16 protein-coding genes are annotated in these 20398 nt (G+C 56.6%); 12 read left to right on the forward strand and 4 right to left on the reverse strand.

The features are described from left to right. Window positions 1-91: 91 nt before the first annotated feature. Genes asd through JFT91_RS08650 form a run of 3 tightly spaced genes read right to left on the reverse strand, consistent with a single transcriptional unit; the run spans window position 92 to window position 3371 of the window. On the reverse strand, window positions 92-952 hold the full coding sequence (gene asd, locus JFT91_RS08640; RefSeq protein ID WP_122661074.1) for an archaetidylserine decarboxylase: 861 nt from the start codon (window positions 950-952) through the stop codon (window positions 92-94). Window positions 953-965: 13 nt separating this feature from the next. Next, complete coding sequence (gene rhdA, locus JFT91_RS08645) at window positions 966-1790, reverse strand: thiosulfate sulfurtransferase (RefSeq protein WP_201230244.1); 825 nt, start codon at window positions 1788-1790, stop codon at window positions 966-968. 42 nt (window positions 1791-1832) lie between these two features. Beyond that, on the reverse strand, window positions 1833-3371 hold the full coding sequence (locus JFT91_RS08650; RefSeq protein ID WP_201232110.1) for an HDOD domain-containing protein: 1539 nt from the start codon (window positions 3369-3371) through the stop codon (window positions 1833-1835). Window positions 3372-3537: 166 nt separating this feature from the next. On the opposite strand from JFT91_RS08650, the gene motA reads away from it, so the two are divergent. The 4 genes from motA (at window position 3538) to dinD (ending at window position 7682) form a co-directional block, all read left to right on the forward strand. Then, window positions 3538-4389, forward strand: a complete 852-nt coding sequence (gene motA, locus JFT91_RS08655; protein WP_007952169.1) for a flagellar motor stator protein MotA — start codon at window positions 3538-3540, stop codon at window positions 4387-4389. A 3-nt stretch (window positions 4390-4392) separates the two neighbouring features. Further along, window positions 4393-5469 carry a flagellar motor protein MotB gene (gene motB / locus JFT91_RS08660; RefSeq protein WP_201230248.1) on the forward strand — a complete coding sequence of 359 codons (1077 nt, stop codon included), beginning with the start codon at window positions 4393-4395 and terminating at the stop codon, window positions 5467-5469. 90 nt (window positions 5470-5559) lie between these two features. Next, the gene (locus JFT91_RS08665; RefSeq protein WP_201200113.1) at window positions 5560-6693 is read left to right on the forward strand and encodes a sterol desaturase family protein; all 1134 of its coding nucleotides are present in this window, start codon (window positions 5560-5562) and stop codon (window positions 6691-6693) included. A gap of 152 nt (window positions 6694-6845) precedes the next feature. Continuing rightward, entirely contained in the window at window positions 6846-7682 is an 837-nt protein-coding gene (gene dinD, locus JFT91_RS08670) for a DNA damage-inducible protein D (protein WP_347340303.1), read from the forward strand. A gap of 169 nt (window positions 7683-7851) precedes the next feature. Here the strand turns inward: dinD and rsgA are convergent, their stop codons facing one another. After that, window positions 7852-8883: a small ribosomal subunit biogenesis GTPase RsgA gene (rsgA, locus tag JFT91_RS08675; RefSeq protein ID WP_201230259.1), complete on the reverse strand. Its 1032-nt coding sequence runs from the start codon at window positions 8881-8883 to the stop codon at window positions 7852-7854. Between the two features lie 107 nt (window positions 8884-8990). On the opposite strand from rsgA, the gene orn reads away from it, so the two are divergent. From orn to JFT91_RS08715, 8 genes are all read left to right on the forward strand, one after another. Next, window positions 8991-9533 (forward strand): oligoribonuclease, encoded by a 543-nt coding sequence (gene orn, locus JFT91_RS08680; protein WP_201232112.1) that lies wholly within the window; start codon window positions 8991-8993, stop codon window positions 9531-9533. A 163-nt stretch (window positions 9534-9696) separates the two neighbouring features. Beyond that, on the forward strand, window positions 9697-10308 hold the full coding sequence (locus JFT91_RS08685) for a trimeric intracellular cation channel family protein (protein WP_038360340.1): 612 nt from the start codon (window positions 9697-9699) through the stop codon (window positions 10306-10308). A 179-nt stretch (window positions 10309-10487) separates the two neighbouring features. Beyond that, window positions 10488-11255: a hypothetical protein gene (locus tag JFT91_RS08690; RefSeq protein WP_201232113.1), complete on the forward strand. Its 768-nt coding sequence runs from the start codon at window positions 10488-10490 to the stop codon at window positions 11253-11255. Between the two features lie 664 nt (window positions 11256-11919). Continuing rightward, window positions 11920-13626, forward strand: a complete 1707-nt coding sequence (locus tag JFT91_RS08695; protein ID WP_201232114.1) for a DUF6543 domain-containing protein — start codon at window positions 11920-11922, stop codon at window positions 13624-13626. A gap of 11 nt (window positions 13627-13637) precedes the next feature. Further along, the gene (locus JFT91_RS08700; RefSeq protein WP_201232115.1) at window positions 13638-14237 is read left to right on the forward strand and encodes a leucine-rich repeat domain-containing protein; all 600 of its coding nucleotides are present in this window, start codon (window positions 13638-13640) and stop codon (window positions 14235-14237) included. Window positions 14238-14578: 341 nt separating this feature from the next. Beyond that, window positions 14579-15565, forward strand: a complete 987-nt coding sequence (locus JFT91_RS08705; RefSeq protein WP_201232116.1) for a hypothetical protein — start codon at window positions 14579-14581, stop codon at window positions 15563-15565. Window positions 15566-15644: 79 nt separating this feature from the next. Continuing rightward, the gene (locus JFT91_RS08710) at window positions 15645-17198 is read left to right on the forward strand and encodes a hypothetical protein (RefSeq protein ID WP_201232117.1); all 1554 of its coding nucleotides are present in this window, start codon (window positions 15645-15647) and stop codon (window positions 17196-17198) included. Next, complete coding sequence (locus JFT91_RS08715; protein WP_201232118.1) at window positions 17195-20248, forward strand: RHS repeat domain-containing protein; 3054 nt, start codon at window positions 17195-17197, stop codon at window positions 20246-20248. Before JFT91_RS08710 ends, JFT91_RS08715 begins: the two co-directional genes overlap by 4 nt. Window positions 20249-20398 lie beyond the last annotated feature (150 nt).

Below are 20398 nucleotides of genomic sequence, written 5' to 3' on the forward strand. Positions count from 1 at the left end.
GGCTGCGATCTTTTGATGTTGATTGTAAAAAACAAGATCAACAGATCGCAGCCTGCGGCAGCTCCTACGGGGGAGCGGCGTGTTTCGGGGGTCAGGCTTTTGGCAGTGCCAGGCCTTGGCCCATCTGCACTGGCGAACCCGCAACCAGCTCTTCAGCCCACTTCACTTGATCCGGGCCAAACAGCACGATGGCTGTCGAACCCAGCTTGAAGCGGCCCAGTTCAGCGCCTTTTTCCAAGTGGATCGGCGCACGGGCGGCTTCGTCGTAGCGGAAGGTCTTCAGCTCACGCTTCGGCGGCGTGACCAGACCGGCCCATACGGTTTCAATCGAAGCGACGATCATCGCGCCGACCAGCACCACAGCCATCGGGCCGCGCTCGGTGTCGAAGATGCACGCTACGCGTTCGTTGCGAGCGAACAGCTCCGGGACGTTTTCAGCGGTGGTCTGGTTGACCGAGAAGATCCGGCCCGGGATGTAGACCATTTCGCGCAGGGTGCCGGCCAGCGGCATGTGCACGCGGTGGTAGTCCTTCGGCGACAGGTAAATAGTCGCGAAGTCACCGCCCATGAACGGCGCCGCGTTGGCCGCGTCACCGCCGAGCAGTTCCAGCACGCTGAAGCTGTGGCCCTTGGCCTGGAACACGCGACCGTGCTCGATCGGGCCGAGTTGGCTGACGGCACCGTCGGCCGGGCTGAGGATCGCGCCCGGAGTCTGGTCCAGTGGGCGCGCGCCGTCTTTCAGGGCGCGGGTGAAGAAGGCATTGAAGTGCTCGTAAGCGGTCAGGTCTTCGACCAGTGCTTGCGACATGTCCACCTGGTACCGCTTGGCGAACCACTGGGTGAAGGCATTCTTGAACCAGCGCACACGGCACTCGGCAACGCAGCCGGCCAGGCGCGACAGCAGGTGATGAGGCAGCAGGTACTGGCTGAGGATAAACAGACGCTCTTTCATTAATTAATAGTCCTTAAAAACCTTGAATCTCGACGGGCGTGTCAGGGTGGTTGCCCCATTCGCCCCAGGAACCGGCGTAGCCCTTGACCCGCGGGTAACCGAGGGACTTGGCCACCAGATAAGTGAAGCCCGACCGGTGATGGGTCTGGCAGTGGGTAATGATTTCTTTGTCCTTGGTGATCCCGAGGTCTTCGAGGATCTGCGGCATGTCTGTGCGAATCCGCAGTTGACGTGCCTTGTCCATGCCGGCAGTCCATTCGAAATTGACCGCGCCGGGGATATGCCCGGCCTTGGCGGCCAGCACTTTCTCACCGGAATACTCCAGCGGCCCGCGCGCATCCCAGATTGCCAGATCGGCAGCGCCAAGACGGCTTTGCAGGTATTCGCGCGTGGCAGTCGGTTCTTCATGCAGGGTCAGCGCCACAGGGCCACCGACGGCGGCAGGAACCTGGATCGACATCGGCATGCCGTCCGCCAGCCACGCCGGCAGACCGCCATCGACATAGTGATACTTGTCGTGACCGATCACGTCGAGCAGCCAGATGAAGCGCCCGGCCCAGCCGCCACCTTCGTCGTCATAGACTACGTAGACCGCATCCTGGCGATGTCCCAACTCACCGAACAACGCTTGCAGATCCGCTTTCGCTGGCAGCAGTCCCGGTGCCGGCGGCTGGCCGAGCTGGGTGCGTTTCGGATCGACGAACCGCGCACCGGGCAGATGGCCCTCGGTGTAGCGGGCGGCGCTGGTCAGGTCCACCAGAATCAGTTCAGGTGACTCGAGACGCGGGAGCAGGTCGCTCGGCTCGATGACGAGCGGCAAGCCAGAGAAGTCAGACATGTGAGGTCTCCAGAGCACAAAGGGGGGGATTGTAGCGCAGCCTCATCGGCCACGGCTGCTAAAGCTGTGCAGGGCTTTTTCGATGCACTGCGCAGTTTTGCCGAAGGCTTGCACGGTGATATCGGCAAACGGCCCGCCGCCCTGATCGGCGACCACAATCATGATCACCCGGCCATTGTTGACCAGTGAACGCAGGAACAAGTGTTCGCCACGGAACAGCGTGCGCAGGCTCGGTGGCAGCAGTGCGGAGAATTGCGCGTTGTTCTCGGGGTTGATCCGTACCTGCGCCTGCTGCGCGAGCAGCCGTTGCAGGACTTTGCTCTGGCTGACCACAAAATTCAGCGCCGCAGCGTCTTTCGGCAGGCCGACGGTTTGATGCACGCGCAAATTGGACTGGGTGCGATCGGCCATCAGGATCATCACCCGGCGCATGCCGCTGGCGACCAGCGCATCGCGGGCGGCGACGGTCAGGCTCATCGCGTTGGTGAAACGGCTCGGCTCGGCCAGCAATTCGGCGCATTGCCGGCGCCACTGGGTCAGATCTTCAGCGTTCGGTGCCGCCGCCGGCAACATGCCTGCCGGCAAACGAAGGGTGCCCCACGGCCACAACAATGAAACGGCCGGGTGCCACAAGTCGGGCATCGCATGCTGACGCGCACTGTTGGCGGCTTGCTGGTGCAACTGTTGCTGCACCTCATCCATGGAAATCTGTAGATAAAGGCTGGTCAGGTACTGCCAACGCTCGCTGTGCGGACTGTCCCACGCTTGTTGTGCCGACAGCGCCAGACCGTTGGCCAGCAACACGGTGTTGGCCGGTTGATTGAGCCAGCGGCGCAGGGTCGGATCATCGTCGAGACGGTTTTGCTGGCGCAGCGGATGTTCGCTGTCGCGGGCGATGCGCAGCACTTTGACCAATTCGCGCTGCTCGCTGAGGAGCAATTTATAGCCTTGCTGCACCCAGATCGGCAGATGCCAGACCTGCACCAATGCATCGGCGATTCTCAGCAGACGTACACCAAACAATTGCTTCTCGACGGTCCGCGCCGATTCGCCCTTGTGGATAACCCGCAGCTCCCACTCTTCAAGCAGCTGTGGATAGGTCAGCGCCAGCGGCCACAGCGGCGAGAGAAACAGCAGGCTGCCCCAATGAATGTCCTGCCACAGCCGCGCGAGGCGGCTGGCAAAAAAACCGTTGGCCTGTTGAGTGGCGTGCTGGCTGATCATTTGCAGTTGGCGCAGGGCTTTGGGGATTTGCATCTGCGGTTGGGCCGGCAGGCGCGCGAGCAATTCTTCGGTGCGGGCGAGGCCGAGGCGGTTGATCGCGACTTCGAGGTTTTCCGCCGGCGTGCCCATGTTGCCCTGGGTGTGACGATTGGCCTCACGGATGATGCTCAAGGCCAGCGCCGGGCTGTCCTGCATCAAGTCAGCGATGTCGCGGATCGAGCTGCGATTGTCACGAATTGCCCGGCAAACTTTATCGTGAGCCTCTTGCGGTACGGGCAGTCGGACGCCATCGAACAACTTGACCCAGCCATCGAGTGTGGTCGGTTTTACGTGTGGGACGTTCGTTTCATTAGCCATGTCTGGACGAGATCTTCACTGACTGTAGACGCGCCCGGCATGGGCTAAATTGGCTTTTCGCCTGAACTGGCTATAGTCTGGCGCAGTTTTGCCGATAAGTAGAAGAAGAGATTTTTTAACTTCCGAATATGACCTTGAACCCGACTCAGTAAGTACTTTCCTACCTATGGCTAAAATTATCGGCATCATCGTCGTATTCGCGAGCGTGCTCGGCGGATACGTGCTCTCCCACGGCAAGATTGCCGCCCTGATCCAGCCTTTCGAGGTGATGATCATCGGTGGTGCGGCACTGGGTGCATTCCTCCAGGCCAACCCCGGCTACATGACGATGCACGTGCTCAAGAAATCCCTGAGCATGTTCAGTTCGCGTTTCAGCCACACGTTCTATCTGGAAGTGCTCGGGCTGATCTACGAGATCCTCAACAAGAGCCGCCGCGAAGGCATGATGGCCATCGAAGGCGACATTGAAGACGCCGCCGCGAGCCCGATCTTCGCCAAGTACCCGGCAGTTCTTAAAGACGAGCGCATGACCGCGTTCATCTGCGACTACCTGCGCATCATGTCCTCCGGCAACATGGCTCCGCACGAGCTGGAAGGCCTGTTCGACATGGAGCTCTACAGCCTCAAAGAAGACCTCGAGCATCCGTCCCACGCAGTGAACGGCATCGCCGACGCCATGCCGGGTTTCGGTATCGTCGCGGCGGTACTCGGTATCGTGGTGACCATGGCCTCGCTGGGTGAAGGCGATCAGAAGTCCATCGGTCTGCACGTAGGTGCGGCACTTGTAGGTACCTTCTTCGGTATTCTCGCGGCGTACGGTTTCTTCGGCCCGTTGGCGCATTCCCTGGCTCACGATGCCAAGGAAGAGCTGAACGTTTACGAAGCCATCAAGGCCTCTCTGGTGGCTTCGGCCTCCGGCATGCCGCCATCGCTGGCGGTGGAGTTCGGTCGCAAGGTTCTGTACCCGGCCCACCGTCCAAGCTTTGCCGAGCTGGAACAAGCCGTTCGCGGTCGTTAAGCCATGGAAAATAATCAGCCGATTATCATCAAGCGCGTCAAGCGCATAGCCGGCGGGCATCACGGCGGGGCGTGGAAAATCGCCTTCGCCGACTTCGCCACGGCGATGATGGCGTTCTTCCTGGTGTTGTGGCTGCTGTCCACCGCAACACCGGAACAGAAGATCGCCATCGCCGGTTACTTCAAAGACCCGGTCGGCTTCTCCGAAAGCGGCACGCCGTACATCATTGATCTCGGCGGTACGCCGACGCTGGCGCCGGAAAACACCCTCAACCCCGAGGTGAAATCCCAGCCGCAACCGGACAAGGTCACGGTCGACACCGAGCAGGTCGAAGGCATGGCCGAGCAGGTCGAGAAAGAACGTCTGGAACTGCTTCTGCAAGAACTGCAGAACAAGGTCGACGAGAACCCGCAACTGCAGAAATTCAAGGACCAGATCCTCTTCGAGATCACGCCGAACGGCTTGCGCATCCAGATCATGGACGCCGAGAACCGGCCGATGTTCGACTCGGGTTCTGCGCGTCTGAAACCGTATTTCGAAGACATCCTGCTGGCCATGGCCGACACCATCAAAGCGGTGCCGAACAAGATCAGCATCAGTGGCCACACTGACGCCAAGCCGTACACCGGCACGGGCGATTTCGGCAACTGGGAGCTGTCGGCCAACCGTGCCAACGCCGCTCGCCGTGCCTTGGTCGCCGGTAGCTATCCGGATGCGCAAGTGGCGCGGGTCGTCGGTTACGCCTCGTCGGCGCTGTTCGACAAGGAAAACCCGTTCAACCCGGTCAACCGCCGTATCGACATCGTCGTGCTGACCAAAAAGGCTCAGGCAGCGATCGAAGGTTCGCAAGGTGCAGATCCGGCCAAACCGGCTGATCAGGGTCAGGACGGTGCCGCTCCGGCGACGCCGGTCGATCCGAACGCCTTGCCGGCGGATCAGCAACCGGTGCCGGCGCATGAGTTGCGCGAACGGTTGAATCTGTTCGACGACGCTGCACCCAAACCGGCCGGGCCGGGAGGTGCGGCGCCCACGCCGACAGCGCCACCGGCTACTGCACCGGCCCCCGCGCCGAAACAGTGACCCATAAAAAGCCACGGTTACCGTGGCTTTTTTGTGCCTGCCTGCGTCGCATTGACCAGTCGCAGTATTCGCAATCACGGAAGATCAGTTATGGAAAGACTCAAAGCCTATTTTCAGCGGCACGGCAACGCCCCCTTCATATTCGGCGAGGGTCGGGTCAGTGGCTATATCTCGGCCACGCTCGGGCTGTTGAGCCTGCTGGCGGTGTTCTGCTTTTTGTTCCCCGAATGGTTGACCACGGCCGAGCTGCGCAAGGTCTACGACGAGCAATTCGCGCGCACCACCCTGTTGCTCGGACTGGTGCTGTCGTTCAGCCTCGGCACCCTGAACATCCTGCTCAACAAACGTAAACGCCTGGGCATCACCGGCCTGGTTGCGTCAGGGCTGGCAGTGGTTCTCGGCGGCACCAATGTGCAGGTCAGCGAGATCGGGCAGACCCCTTACTCGCTCGGTCTGGACTGGTTTGTGCTGGCGCTGCTGATCTCGGCCATCGTGTTTATTCCGCTGGAAAAGCTGTATTCCAAAGACCCCGAGCAGAACATCCTGCGCCCGCACTGGCGTACCGACCTGACCTACTTTTTCGTCAGCCATATGCTGGTGCAGTTCATCCTGATTTTCATCACCGCCTCGTCGGGTTACATCGCCGGTTGGGCAGTGTCGCCGGGCTTGCAGGCCAGCGTACAAAGCCTGCCGTTGGTGGTGCAGTTCCTGCTGGCGATACTGGTGGCGGATCTGGGCCAGTACTGGTTGCATCGGCTCTACCATGTTGTGCCATTTCTGTGGCGCATCCATGCCGTGCATCACTCCAGCACGCACATGGACTGGCTCGCCGGATCACGCGTGCATTTCATCGAAATCCTCCTGACCCGCACCGGCGTGCTGGTGCCGCTGATGCTGCTGGGCTTCGCGCCGCAGGCGTTGAATGCCTATGTGATCCTGGTCGGCATCCAGGCCGTGCTGGCGCACGCCAACGTGCGGATCAACGGCGGCTGGCTGAATTACCTGATCGTCCTGCCGCGCTACCACCATTGGCACCACGCCCGGCACAAAGACTACATCTACAAGAACTACGCGATCCACACACCGCTGGTGGACATGCTGTTCGGCACCTTCAAGCTGCCGCCGAAAGAATGGCCGGTGCGTTATGGCGTGTTTGGCAAAGAGTTGCCGGGCGGGATTGTGCAACAGCACCTTTATGCGTTTAAGACGCCTGAGCCGAAGTAGGGCGTGTGGAGGTGAAAAAGCCGCGATGATCGCGGCTTTTTTGTACCTGTATGACAGCCGGACACACCTCCGGCTATGAGGTCATTGATAATGTCTCCCTTATTTTTAGCGCAACCGGCTAACAGGGAGTTGTCACTGTGGGAAATCAAACTGTGTCCATTCTGCAGCAGCAATTCGACGAATTGGTTCAGCGCGTGCCCGGAGAGGGTATTGAGTTCTGGTTTGCCCGAGAGCTGCAGGAGCCGTTGGGTTACGTCCGCTGGGAAAACTTTTTAACTGTCGTCCAACGTGCGGTAGCATCCTGTAAAACCAGCGGCGCAGATGCATCGGATCATTTTCGTGGCGTCACGAAATTGATCGAGGTAGGCAAAGGTGGGCAGCGTCCTGTCGATGATTTCATGCTCACCCGTTTTGCCTGCTATCTGATTGCCCAGAATGGAGATCCGCGTAAACAGCCCATCGCCTTTGCCCAAAGCTACTTTGCGTTGCAAACACGCAAACAGGAGTTGGTTGAGGATCGGATGCGCCTGCAAGCGCGCTTTGATGCCCGTGATCGTCTACAGGAATCAGAAAAGGAGCTTTCGCAGAACATATATGAGCGAGGAGTGGACGATGAGGGATTCGCTCGTATCCGTTCGCGAGGAGATGCTGCACTCTTTGGTGGGAAAACCACCCAAGCAATGAAAGACCGCTATGGCATTATCAAGAGTCGGCCGCTGGCAGATTTTCTGCCAACCTTGACGATCGCTGCCAAAAACCTGGCCACTGAGATGACCAATCACAATGTGCTTCAGGTTGACTTGCAGGGTGAGTCGGAAATAGCCAGAGAGCATGTGCAAAATAACCTGAGTGTCCGCGATGTGTTGGATCAGCGAGGAATCAAACCGGAAGAATTACTCGCCGAAGAGGATATCCGTAAGCTGGAGCGGCGCGTCAAGTCGCACGAGAAAACCATCGCAAGGCAGGCCCCTAAGTTGCCCGCTGACTGAATCGGGAGACGCATTTGAAAGTGTAAGGAACGGTCTGGTCCTGACGCGTTTGCAGCGGACCAGGCATACGAAAGGACTTCAGAAAGGTCTGATTTTTAAGGGGGCGGTCTTTTGTTAGGCAGGATCCGAATACCCGCAGCGCCGCGGAGGGCGCTGCGGGTCGGGCTATTTAATAGCCGTTTTCCGGCAAGCTGGCGATGATCGAGCGATAGCTGTTCATCCGCTGCTGCTGCACGCGGCCATCTTCCAGGGCCTTGAGCAGTGCACAGCCCGGTTCGCGATCATGCTTGCAGTCGCGGAAGCGGCAGGTGCCGAGCAGGTCGTTGAACTCGATGAAGCCGGCCTCGACGTCGGCGCGGCTGACGTGGCCGAGACCGAATTCACGAATACCCGGGGAGTCGATCAGCTCGCCGCCGCCCGGGAAGTGGAACAGCCGTGCGGTGGTGGTTGTGTGCGTGCCTTGGCCGGACAGCTCGGACAGCGGCCCGACGCGGGTTTCAACCTCAGGCAGCAAGCTGTTGACCAGCGAGGACTTGCCGACACCGGACTGGCCGACGAACACGCTGATGCGCCCGTCGAGCTGCTGTTGCAGTTGTTCCATGCCATTGCCGTGATGCGCCGACACTTCCAGCACCGGGTAACCCAGCGTGCGGTAAACGGCCAGCAAGGCGTTGAGCGCCGGGGCGTTCTGCTCGTCGATCAGGTCGTACTTGTTCAGCAGCAACAGCGGACGGATGCCGGCGTGTTCGGCGGCTACGAGGTAGCGGTCGATCAGGTTGGCATGCGGCTCGGGCAGCGGGGCGAAGACGATGACGATCATGTCGACGTTGGCCGCGACCGGTTTCAGCTGGCCACGGCTGTCCGGGCGGCAGAGTTCGGTGATGCGCGGCAATTGCGCGACGATCACACCAATGCCCTGATTGCCGGCACGCCAGACCACCTGATCGCCGGTCACCAGCGCAGGCAGGTTGGCGCGCAAGTGACAACGGAACACCTGGCCGGCGAGCTCGCCGTCTTTGGCCTCGACCTCGACCTGCACACCGAAGTGGGCGATCACCAGGCCATGCTGTTCCGGGCCCAGGTCGCCGCCCTCAAGGGCTTCGACCGCCGAGGACTCGCGTTTGGCGGCGCGGGCAGCGCGTTCGCCCTGAATCTTTTCGATGCGCCAGTTTTGACGACGATTGAGTTGGCGTTTGGCCATGGGTGTTCCGTCTGAAGAATGCTGCGATTAGGTAAAACGGCCGCGAGTTTAGCACGCCCGGGCACCGGCCTAGGCTAAACTGCGCAGCATTGCCCAGGAGCCGAAATATGCAAAACCCGCAGAACTTGATCTGGATCGACCTCGAAATGACCGGTCTTGATCCGGATAACGACGTCATCATCGAAATGGCCACCATCGTCACCGACAGTGACCTCAACACCTTGGCCGAAGGCCCGGTGATCGCCATCCACCACAGCGACGAAGTGCTCGCGCGCATGGACGAGTGGAACACCCGCACCCACGGCAACTCCGGCCTGACCCAGCGCGTGCGCGACAGCCGCATCAGCATGGCCGAAGCCGAAGCCGAAACCATCGCTTTCCTGGAAAAATGGGTACCGAAGGGCAAGTCGCCGATCTGCGGCAACAGCATCTGCCAGGATCGCCGCTTTCTTTATACCCACATGAAGTCGCTGGAAAGCTACTTCCATTACCGCAACCTCGACGTCTCGACGCTCAAGGAACTGGCTGCCCGCTGGGCGCCGGACGTGCGCGACAGCTTCAAGAAGGGCAGCACGCACCTGGCGCTGGACGACATCCGCGAATCGATCGCCGAGCTGCAGCACTACCGCAAGCACTTCATCAAGTTCTGATTTGATCTTTGTAGGAGCTGCCGAAGGCCCGGGCCGCGATCGGACGATCTTTTGATCTGGTTTTTAAAATCAAAGTCAAAAGATCCCAGCCTTCGATAGCTCCTACATTGGATCGCGTGACCGAAATGGCTAGACTGCGCGCCTTCCTGTCTGGATCGCCACCATGTTGCTGATGCTCTATCTGATCGCCATCACCGCCGAAGCCATGACTGGCGCCTTATCTGCCGGCCGTCGCGGCATGGACTGGTTTGGCGTGGTGCTGATCGCCTGCGTCACGGCGTTGGGCGGCGGTTCGGTTCGTGATGTGTTGCTTGGGCACTACCCATTAACCTGGGTCAAACACCCGGAATACCTGGTGCTGACCTCGGTAGCCGCGATGTTCACAGTGTTCACTGCCCGCTGGATGCGCCACCTGCGCTCGCTGTTTCTGGTGCTCGACGCCGTCGGTCTGGTGGCGTTTACCCTGATTGGCTGCATGACCGCCCTGGAAATGGGCCACGGCATGCTGGTGGCCTCGGTCAGCGGTGTGATCACTGGGGTCTTCGGTGGCATCTTGCGCGACATCTTCTGCAACGACATCCCGCTGATCTTCAGGCGCGAACTGTACGCCAGCGTGTCGTTTGCCGCGGCATGGTGCTACATGCTCTGCCTGTATCTGAACGTGCCGAGCGAACAAGCCATCCTCATCACCCTGTTCGGCGGCTTTCTGCTGCGCCTGCTGGCGATCCGCTTCCACTGGGAAATGCCCAAGTTCGTTTACAACGATGAACATTAATATCTGTTGTGGTCAGGTATTTGTTTGGTGAGTAACATGTCTTGTAAGTCGTTGGTGACTTGCAAGTGTATGTTTCTTACATTTTTCGCTTTGCGGCTTGTTTGAAAGTCGTGTTATTTCTTTTGTTGATAGATTGTTCAGTGGCGATCTTCAAATAAATCTCAACAAAGGAATGCATCATGAGTGTAAGCACGGACGCAACAGTCGATCAGCCAATCATTTCGCCTGTCCTCGAAGGCCTCGCCAGTTTCAAAGTCAAGTTTGATGCCAGTGATAGCTCGCGCAGCAAGTCGCTGTACGGTAATGGTCGCATGCAGGTGAAAGTGCAAGTTCTGGTTTCTGGAGTTGATACCAGTGGCGATGGTATTCACCTACCGGCGGATATAATGGACAGCATCGAGCTTATTCATTACAACACGGGAAAAACCTTGCGCGACGGCTGGGCCGCGAGCACCGAACAGGGGCGTTTTACCCTTGAGGCGCAAACTTCATTCCCCGCCACAGGCGTTGACGACGCAGATGTAGAAGATGACAGCGTCCATCCTCAGGTACGCACCTTCTGGGTCTCCTCGTCTGTTGCCGGAACAACCCAGATCGGCGCACGCTTGACGCTCAACGGGGTGAGGGTTCTCAGCAACGGCAATACGCTTTCCAGCGTCCATGACAGTAGCGTGACGATCGAAGCGCAAACGCCTCCGGCGTACGCCATTGAACAGTTCCGCTGGTATCAGACCCGACGCGGCAATGAGGAACCCGGTAATCGTATCTGGAATTATTATCTGGGGCTGTATCCACAGGGGCAGCAGATCAAACTGGTCGATTGGGTGGCTGATGGAGTTGGCGTTGGTGATGACCATGTTATTGCAAGCGGTAACAAACTTAACGAATCAAAAACCAATTATGTGCGTGTCACGTTTGTCCCCCCGAACGTAGTGTTTTGGGCGTGAGCTTGCCATTTAATGGAGGGGGATTGCATTTATTTTGCCTGACGCCATTACAGCAGACGATAAGTTTTACTCGGTAAGGGTCAATGACCGCGACGGAGAACTTACCTTCGTGCAAGCCCTGTCCGAATACTCCTCACTTGCGCCCGCGACCAAGCGCGGCGGAGTGTTTCACTTTCGTGCGATTGATCAGCACGGTACGGAGCATAGACTGGCGATTCGCTTGAATTTCTATGAGCGCAATTTATATCTTGAGCGAGGCTGATTCCGGCTTTTGTTAATGAAAAATTGGTGGGTGTAGTAGATATATATTCTGTCTGGTACTGCGCCTGCCCATAAGCTCTGATGTTCAATCACCCGGTATTCGCGTTAAAAGTGCATTTACCTATGTCTGGCGTTGGCTCCTCGGTTACGAGGGCCCAACGCAGCTGTACCTCAAGGATGAGTATTCATGGCTGGCAAACCGCCAAAGGTCAAACCTGTTCCCGCTCCAAACAAAACTCCAGACTCCAGCACCGATGGCATACATCGGCCACCTTCCTCCGTACCATCAATGCCGCATCTACCTCTATCGCATCACTTGGAACCCTCGCCACCTTCCAGCCGGCCATCAGACCCGATCGCAGCGACGCAGACGGCCAGTGTGACTGTGAGTCCGATGTTGTCCATGATCGACGAGTTTGCGGTGTTTGCTGCGATGCCCTCGCTGGCAGATTACTGGATACCCACAACCCAAAGCCTCGGCGAGGCCGATGCGCAGGGTATCCGGATATTCAAGCAGCGCCAGTATGTGGCTGTCGACGATGTCCATTGCGTGCGAGTGGCACTGGATATCGAAAGCGGCCTTTTTCGCGCCGCACTGGCCAGTGAGCTCAACCCTTCCGGCCCACTATTGAAACCGGACCGCGAGGGCAGGTTCTGGCTCCCGCTGGACAGCAGCGATTCGCGTAATCACCTGGCAAGACGCAGTTCGCTACGGGGGCGAACTGCGGAACTGTTTCACCGCATGGGAAACCCAGTGGACGGCTTTTTCGATGTCACGATTGCACGCATCCTGGCGGTAAGTGGGATGGATGAAGTGTTGGCGCGCGACTCCCACATTGACTCTCGGTCCTTCGCCTTATTGCATGACACGGTCAGGCGCTTCAGCCTCGATCAGAAAATCCAGACGCTCATCACACAAATGCATCATCCCGATCCGTTGATGCACGTCCAGATCGATCCGCAACTGCAGGCCCTGCTGCATTTGCGCGAAGGCGATCTTGTCGGACGCCACGCCCATCGGGACCGTGCCGTGCTCTTTCAGGATCATGAGCGCGCGTTCGAGCTCGACTGTGATGAAAATACGCTGCAGATGCGGCGAATTTTTCCTGACCTTCCCAAGACATTGGCTCAGGCGTTGTGGCGCGATGCCAGCGCCGCCGATCGTCTGCACATGCACAACAAATCGGGAATGCCACGGCGAATGGCAGAAGAAGCGCTGCTGGCGCTGCGCAATATCCGTATCGCAAGAGCCTGTGAAGGCATATATCTTGATTCAGTATCCAGCCTGGACAGTGACCGACTGGCGTTGCAGATGATCGGGCGTCTGGCGGGGTGGCCGCAAAAGGTTCGCATCGAGATTCGTCAGGGCGGGGCGGACGGTGATGTTGTGGGCGCTATCGGCGATGCCCGGTCGCTGATTCGTCACCTGCTGATACGTCAGGATGATCGCTACGCCATCCAAAGCAGCGACGCTCAATATGCTCAGGGATCGAAGGATCTTTATTCAACCATCTGGTTTCTGTTGTTGCCTGGTCATCGTCAGTTGCTGGGTGTGACAGAGGGCGGTGGTGCGGCGCTACAGAAGTTGATCCGTACACAGGCGTTACCGCCGCACCAGTCCGTGAGCGAATTGCTGGGACTCGCACCGATTCCGGTGACCATCGATCCTGCTACCGCTCGATACCGGCAAGCGGGGCAGTTGCGAGGTGGTGGCGACAACCAACCGGCATCAACCAAGTCCGTCGCAGACCGTGTCCGAGATCTATATCCGCAGCTTTCGGATGAGGAGGTGATGGCGTTTACCAACGAGCGTTTGAAGGGTGATCCATCAGGCGTTTTATTTCGCCTGGAAACAGAGCTTGTAACGTTGTGTGATGAATTGGCGATATGGACTGCCGAAGGGGCATCACCTCATTCGCAGGCGTCGGAACCAGAGGGCGCGCCGACACTTGCTGGACGACGCCAGGCTCGCGAGCAGTTCAGCGCAAAGCTGCAGGATATCTGGCAGCGCAAACCGGTTTCGAAGTGGGGGAGGGAGACTATTATTTTTCTTGCTATGTGGAGTTTTCGGGTGAGTTACCAAGGCTGTCCGCCAGATTTGAGTATGTAACAGAGTTAACATTGACCGCAAATAAACCGGGCGCACGGATAGGCGCTTTTCTTGACAGCTTTCCCAATATTCAATTTTTGGGTGTCGTAGGCATAAAAATGGAGGAGTTCCCGTCAGGAATATTTCAAATGCGCCAGTTAAGCGAACTTACACTGAATAGGTGTTCGCTGAAACTATCGGAAGCTACAGCTGAGGGATTGTCCAGAATCGAAGCGCTCACCGTGATGAATCTGGCAAACAACCCTCTGGCGGTCGCTCCACATATAGGTCATATGGCAGGTCTGACCCGATTGATGCTTAGCAACGCAAGTCTTTCCAGCGTTCCTTCAGGCATAGATGCGCTCAGGGAACTTAGGGTTGTGGCGTTACATGATAATAATATTTCCGACGTTGGAAATGAACTGTTCGAGATTCCGGATACACAGGATCTGTTCGTTGGGTTGTTGAATAATCCGCTGAGTGACGCGTCAAGGCAACGGATTAGTCGGTATCTCGAAGATTCCAGTATGGATCGAAAGGTGGAAATTCAGACGGAGGAGGCATTTTTAGAATCTGACTCCGATAGTGAGTCCTCAGAGAGCGGGTTCTCTACAGGTTCAGACAGTGACTGAATGTTGGTGGAAGTAACGGCTCCTTTGTTTTTCTAATATACCCTGACAAGAATAAGCTGCTCGGTGGCTCCCCTTTTGATTCTGTGCGGTTGAGATCAGGAGGGGAGAGAGATTATTCAGTGCTGGAATAAAAGGGGGCAGGAAGAGCGTGGTTGAAATGTGCTTGATCTGATTCGCGATTTTTGGATGTATTAGCGTTTGTGTGAGTTGTTGGTGGGGGTGTTAAAATATTACTTCCTCATAATTTGTCTGATTTCGCGGCTGTTTTTATTTAAATCGATCGTCAATAGTTTGCTGGCTCCTTAGAGGGCGAAATCTATTAATCAGCAAGGTATTGTAAAATGTTTGATGAACCACGTGGTATTACTCGTATCGAGGTAAAGGTCGACTCCACAAGGTCAGGCCAGCATAAAGTGCTTTATGCCAATGGGCGTATGCAGGTGCGGGTGTTGGTACTTCTGCACGGAACTGATACCAATGGCAACGGCGCATCGCTGTATGGGCATCCCGCACTGCAATCACTGCGGTTGATCGCCTATAACGGCGCGCGGCCTCTGGAGGGGAACTGGAGCGTATCGCAGCAGGAAAATCGATATGCTCACGAAATGTCTGGTGGTGCACCGCGGGTTACCGAAGTTCCACGTGCCACGCACAACCGTATAAGTGACGACTCTGATCCGGTGCAGATTTTCCAGTTTTGGGTTTCGGCCACCAAGCCAGGAATCATGGAAGTGGCCGCCGAAATTCTCATGGACGGTGTGTTATTGCGAAGTAACGGCATTGGCTTTGACAGCAGTGTTACCCTGGAAGCAATTCCGCCGAAAGAATATTCGCTGAATAGCTTTACATTCAAAGAATATGGTAGCAAGCGGCAGAGAGCGCAATACGACTGGGTTCACACTTATCACATTGGGCTACACGCAGAGGGCAGGCAGATTCACCTGCTTGACTGGTACAGCAGTGAGGTAAAACTTGATCCTTATGATTCCGAAGATGCAGTACAGTTCTATGCTTCCGGATTAATTCTTGGCACCCTCGACGGGCGCAGAAGCTTTTACGGCTACATGGCGCCTATTTATGGACTGAAAGCAACCCTGCGCAGTCCCCTCGGCATCATGACCGTGCCGATCAACAATGTGCCCGGACAATTGACGCTTGTTAAATATATTTCCGCTGATCTGCTAGCGGAGCGGAAAGGCGAAGATACATTTGAGTTTGCAGTAATCGATGAGTTTGGTTCGGAACACAGGCTTTGTATCGAAGGTGATAAAGAGCAGCGCGCTTTTATTCTGGGTGAGTCCAGGCGGCCAATGAAACAGCTTGTCTGATTTCTGATGGGGCCAGCGGTTTTCGCTGGCCAACTTGACTAGTCAGTATCTGCATCTTTAAATAAAAGGACGGTTTTCAATGGAGAGTAATTCATCTTCCGCTGTTCATTCTAATGCTTTTAACTTCGGTGAGTTTGTTTCCGGAGGTGTTGATCCCCGAACGGGCATGTACACGTGCTCCTTTTCGTTGGGCAATTTGCACTCGTCGGATCTCAACGGCCCTGAGTTTGCACTTGCACTGGGCTTCAATCCACTCAATCAGGCAGACTCCGGTTTTGGCATTGGCTGGTCTTTGACCATGACAAATTACGATTTGCGCAGCAAAGTCATGACGCTGTCCAATGGCGAGCGCTACAAGGCCGTAGAAACGTCTACCGGTCTGAAGTTCAAGGAAATGAAGCTGCAAACGGCAAAGGTGTTGGTGACCGGAGCAGGGCAATATGAAGTTCGATACAAGGATGGTCGGCGTGAACTGCTCAAGGTCCTGGCTGGCACTCAGGTCGCCGTAGCGACAAAAATAATCGCGGCAAACGGGGTGAGCATCGCGTTGAAGCACGAGTTGTTCAACCAGTTTCCCAGATTGGCCGAAGTCCATGACGCCAAACGATGCCTTCTGAAAATCACCCGCAATGCAGGTCAGGTAACACTGACCCGATATCCCGATACCTCATCCAGCTCTGATTACAAGCTGATCTTGAAGAACGCTCGGGTTACGGCAATCGAACTTCCGGTCGGCCGAGGTTGGGAGCTGGAATATGAAGTGATCGATGAGGCCAGCTATTTGTACCGCGTCGTCAATCCATTACGCGGCGTCGAATTCATTCGCTACAAGCGCCAAGGTCATCGCTTCGAAAATGGCGTGGAACGGACACTGCCGTTTGTTATCGCTCACGATATCTACCCTGGGCGCGGCCAACCCCGACTCTGCAAGGCATACACGTACTCCGACCACAACTTCCTTGGGCAGGGCGTCCTCCCGGCCAAGGACAATGACCTGGATCCTCTCTATCTGGCGCCCGGTCACTATGTCTACACCTCGGACGAGCAGTTGGTAGTAAGCGGCAAAGTACATACCCGCATTAAACGCACCTACAACAAGTTCCATCTGTTGGTGGCAGAGGTCACAACCTGTGGCGACGCACAGATCGCCACCGCCACGGAGTATTACTGCTCAGTCAAGAAGCCTTTCAATGAGCAGTTGGCTCAGTTCCGCATGCCTAAAGTCCATACGGTGACTCACCTTGATCGGCGCACCCGACAGACGCGTGTGGAAACTACCGCCACCGAGTTTGATGGCGAAGGCAACTTGCTCAAGCACGTCGAGCCAAGTGGGGTAACGACTTCGACGGAGTTCTATCCGGCAAATGGTGGAGACAATTGCCCTGAGGATCCGCTGGGCTTCTCCAGGTTCCCGAAAAAGAGGACGGTCACCGCTGCCGCGTCGGATGGTGCTTCGACTGTCACGTACTACGACTATGCCCTGCATCCTGGATTGGAGGGGTGGAACTGGCATGCGTCGTACCGGTCGAGGAGCGTTTTTTCGAAGTTGTCGAAGGCCTTGAGGTCTTGCGCTCGAAAACCGAACGCAGTTACCTGGATACGCCAAAGGACCCGCTCAGGCACGGGGCCATGAAAAAGCAAAGTATCATCCTGAATGATAAGAAAACCTCTACCGAATTCTCCTATGAACTTGAGGATGACAGGTTGCGGATCAAGTCCAGCACACGCGGATTTGATGGCACACTGCAGGCCAGTGAGAAAGTGCTCTCGACGCTGACGGGATTGCCATTGTCAGAGGTCGGTGTCGATGGCGAACACATCGAGCATGAATACGATGCGATCGGCCGGGCAGTGTGCAAAACGGTGGCTTTCGGCACCCCCTACGCGGCCTCGACCAAGTGGGTCTATATGGCCGCCAGCAGGCAGCAGCCGGCCACAATGGTGACGACTGACCCGGCCGGCGGCGAGCAAAGAATGAATTATGACGGTCTGGGACGGGTGATCACCGTTCAGGAAAAGGACTGTGACCATCCCGACAAGGGCGGCCTCATCCAGATTCGCACGCTTTATTCTGCCCAGCATGATTCGGTCGGTCGCAAGGTGAAAGTGACGCTGACCGATTGGCGTGATGGCAAGCCTTATGGGGTCAGCACCCGCTACGAATTCGATTCCTGGGGCCAGGTCAGCAAGACGCTGCATGCCGACGGGCGTATCGAACACAGCGAGGCGGATCCGGTCCTTCGCCAGCAAACCAATTGGCTCCAGGGGATGGGCAAGACACTCACCCTCGTCAATGAGTTCGGTAAACCGCTCAGTGTCGAGAGCTTCAATCTGAAGAACAAGAGTCTGGGCAAAACCGTTTACACCTATGACGGGTTCGGGCGCACAACCAGCAAAACAGATCCTGTCGGCAATATCACTCGATTTGAATACGACGTTTTTGACCGGATAATCCGCAGTGTTCTGCCTGACTCCAGTGAGGTCGTGACCGACTACGCCAAGCATACCGATGAAGAGTTGCCAACCGACATCAAGGTTGGTGAAAAAGTGTTGGGGCAGCAAACGTATGACGGTTTGAATCGTTTGACACAAAGTACTGTGGGTGGGCGAAAGTCCGAGGCGGGTTATGAAGCGGGCTTCACTCAGCCGCAGTGGTACAAGAGTGCTGATGGTAAAAAAACCGAATTCACATATTTGCGCGATCTGGGCGGTTTACTGACGGAGCGCAAGGCAGGGGAGCTGGTCACGACTCTGACTTACGACCCCGTCAGTGGCAATCCATTGACCTGTACCGAAAGCGGCAGGGCACGCAGCTTTACCTATTACCCTTCCGGACGCCTCAAATCCGAAACGACGACCTTCGGCGCTATCACGAAAGCAACGTCCAGTACCTATTCCCTGCAGGGACGCCCGATCACCCAAGTCGATGTACTCGGAGCCGAAAGCAGATCCGAATACGATAAGCACGGCCGCCTGCTGTCCACCACGCAGGGTTCGTTGAAAACAGAATTCCACTACGACATCCAGACGGGGATGCTGGCCTGGACGAAAACCGAAGAGACGTCGATCAAGCGTCAGATGATCACCCGGTTTGCCTATGACGATATCGGTCGTGAAACCCGCCGTACATTTGAGATTCAGGGTCAGCCTGACCAGACGCTGGAATCGACTTATACGCTTGCCGGCAAACTGGCGCAGAAAGTGTCCAGGCGTGGCACGCAAATTTTGCGTGATGAACAATTCACCTACGATGTGCGCGGGCGTCTGATCCAGTACGACTGTGCTGGCACCCAAAAGCCACGCGATCCGTATGGCAAGGAAATTGTCCAGCAGACGTTCACCTTCGATGTGCTGGACAACATTCTTACCGTGCAGACGAAGTTCCCGCTGGGCGTGAATCTGACCACCTTCAGTTATGACAATCCTGATCCTGCACAACTCAGCGCAGTCAAACATTCTCATGCTGACTATCCGCCAGCAGTGACACTGGAATACGACGCCAACGGCAGGATGATCAAGGACGACCTGGCACGAACTCTGGCCTATGACTCATTCGGACGTCTCGAACAACTGTCCGGCGCAGGCGGTTCAGTCATTCGTGGCTATCATTACGACGGATTCGACGATCTGGTTGAACTGTCGCAACCCGACAAGATAACAACGCAGCGTTACTACTACGCAGGCCGGGTCGCCAATGAGGTGAGTGGTGAAAATTCATCCAGTGTTGTGCGTCACGGTGGAGCGCTTGTGGGGCAACAGCAACTCGGTTTGAACGCCGGTGCGCAGTTGTTTGGTACCGATCAGCAGCAAAGCGTGCTGGCAACGCTGGGCAAGGAACAGCTCACCGATTGCGCCTACAGCCCTTACGGGCATCGTCCTGCCGAAGGTGGTTTGTTCAGTCTGGCGGGGTTCAACGGCGAGCAGCTGGATCCGGTGACCGGGCTGTATCTGCTGGGTAACGGTTACAGAGCCTATAGTCCGACACTGATGCGTTTTCTCGCCCCCGACAGCATGAGTCCGTTCGGTGCGGGCGGATTGAATGCCTACAGTTATTGCCTGGGCGACCCTGTCAATCGTGTCGACCCTACCGGGCATATGTCGTTGGAAACGATCCTGGGAATCGGCCTCGGTGTTCTCGGAATTATTATCAGCGGGCTGACGGCTGGCGTGGCAACACCATGGGTCATGACGGCATTTTGGCTGGGTGTTACTTCAGGCCTGGCGGGTATTGCCAGCTCTTGGTTCGATGAGTATGCACCGGATGATCCAGCAGGAGAAATATTGGGCTGGATCAGTTTCGGTCTTGGACTGGCTTCACTCGGTGCAGGCTTGGCGGCGGGTGCAAAAGCCGCTGTGAATGCTGGCAGGAAGATGGCTTCAGCCTTTGGCAAAGGTCTCAGTCCCGCTGGCGAGGATACAGCCAAAGCGGCGAAACATTATTACAAGCCCGGAAAAGGCGCCAAGGCTGCGGCCAAAAAGCCAAGACGCCTGTGGAAACAGCGTCGGACAAACCTTGGCAATTACAAAGGGCCAAAAAAGACAATTTCGTGTCTGAAATTAATGAGACGAGGGCTAAAGGTTTCTACGAACTCGTGGAAAGCAACAAGTCCGCCAGCCAAGCAGCCGCGGAGTCCGAGATGCTGTACGAGGAGTTCGGATCAGTTGGTGCTGGAAGAAAAGTAACGCATGTTTTTTTTGCGAGGACGAAAGGACGTGGGGAGCGTATTTACCTTCTGGAGGACAGTAAACAGAGAGTTTGCAAAGTCTTGCAGGCGGGCGGCCATATGTCCGACGGGCAGACCAACACAATGATGAAAACGGCTAAAAGCATTG

Origin of the sequence: Pseudomonas sp. TH08 (genome assembly GCF_016651275.1) — a bacterium.
Lineage (GTDB): Bacteria > Pseudomonadota > Gammaproteobacteria > Pseudomonadales > Pseudomonadaceae > Aquipseudomonas.

Bases quoted from the DNA above. Each gene is read 5' to 3' on its own strand.
- motB (WP_201230248.1), top strand. From the start codon at position 4,393: ATGGAAAATAATCAGCCGATTATCATCAAGCGCGTCAAGCGCATAGCC.
- JFT91_RS08685 (WP_038360340.1), top strand. From the start codon at position 9,697: ATGTTGCTGATGCTCTATCTGATCGCCATCACCGCCGAAGCCATGACT.
- JFT91_RS08705 (WP_201232116.1), top strand. From the start codon at position 14,579: ATGTTTGATGAACCACGTGGTATTACTCGTATCGAGGTAAAGGTCGAC.
- JFT91_RS08650 (WP_201232110.1), bottom strand. From the start codon at position 3,371: ATGGCTAATGAAACGAACGTCCCACACGTAAAACCGACCACACTCGAT.
- asd (WP_122661074.1), bottom strand. From the start codon at position 952: ATGAAAGAGCGTCTGTTTATCCTCAGCCAGTACCTGCTGCCTCATCAC.
- JFT91_RS08690 (WP_201232113.1), top strand. From the start codon at position 10,488: ATGAGTGTAAGCACGGACGCAACAGTCGATCAGCCAATCATTTCGCCT.
- JFT91_RS08695 (WP_201232114.1), top strand. From the start codon at position 11,920: ATGATCGACGAGTTTGCGGTGTTTGCTGCGATGCCCTCGCTGGCAGAT.
- rsgA (WP_201230259.1), bottom strand. From the start codon at position 8,883: ATGGCCAAACGCCAACTCAATCGTCGTCAAAACTGGCGCATCGAAAAG.
- motA (WP_007952169.1), top strand. From the start codon at position 3,538: ATGGCTAAAATTATCGGCATCATCGTCGTATTCGCGAGCGTGCTCGGC.
- orn (WP_201232112.1), top strand. From the start codon at position 8,991: ATGCAAAACCCGCAGAACTTGATCTGGATCGACCTCGAAATGACCGGT.
- JFT91_RS08715 (WP_201232118.1), top strand. From the start codon at position 17,195: ATGAAAAAGCAAAGTATCATCCTGAATGATAAGAAAACCTCTACCGAA.
- JFT91_RS08665 (WP_201200113.1), top strand. From the start codon at position 5,560: ATGGAAAGACTCAAAGCCTATTTTCAGCGGCACGGCAACGCCCCCTTC.
- rhdA (WP_201230244.1), bottom strand. From the start codon at position 1,790: ATGTCTGACTTCTCTGGCTTGCCGCTCGTCATCGAGCCGAGCGACCTG.
- JFT91_RS08710 (WP_201232117.1), top strand. From the start codon at position 15,645: ATGGAGAGTAATTCATCTTCCGCTGTTCATTCTAATGCTTTTAACTTC.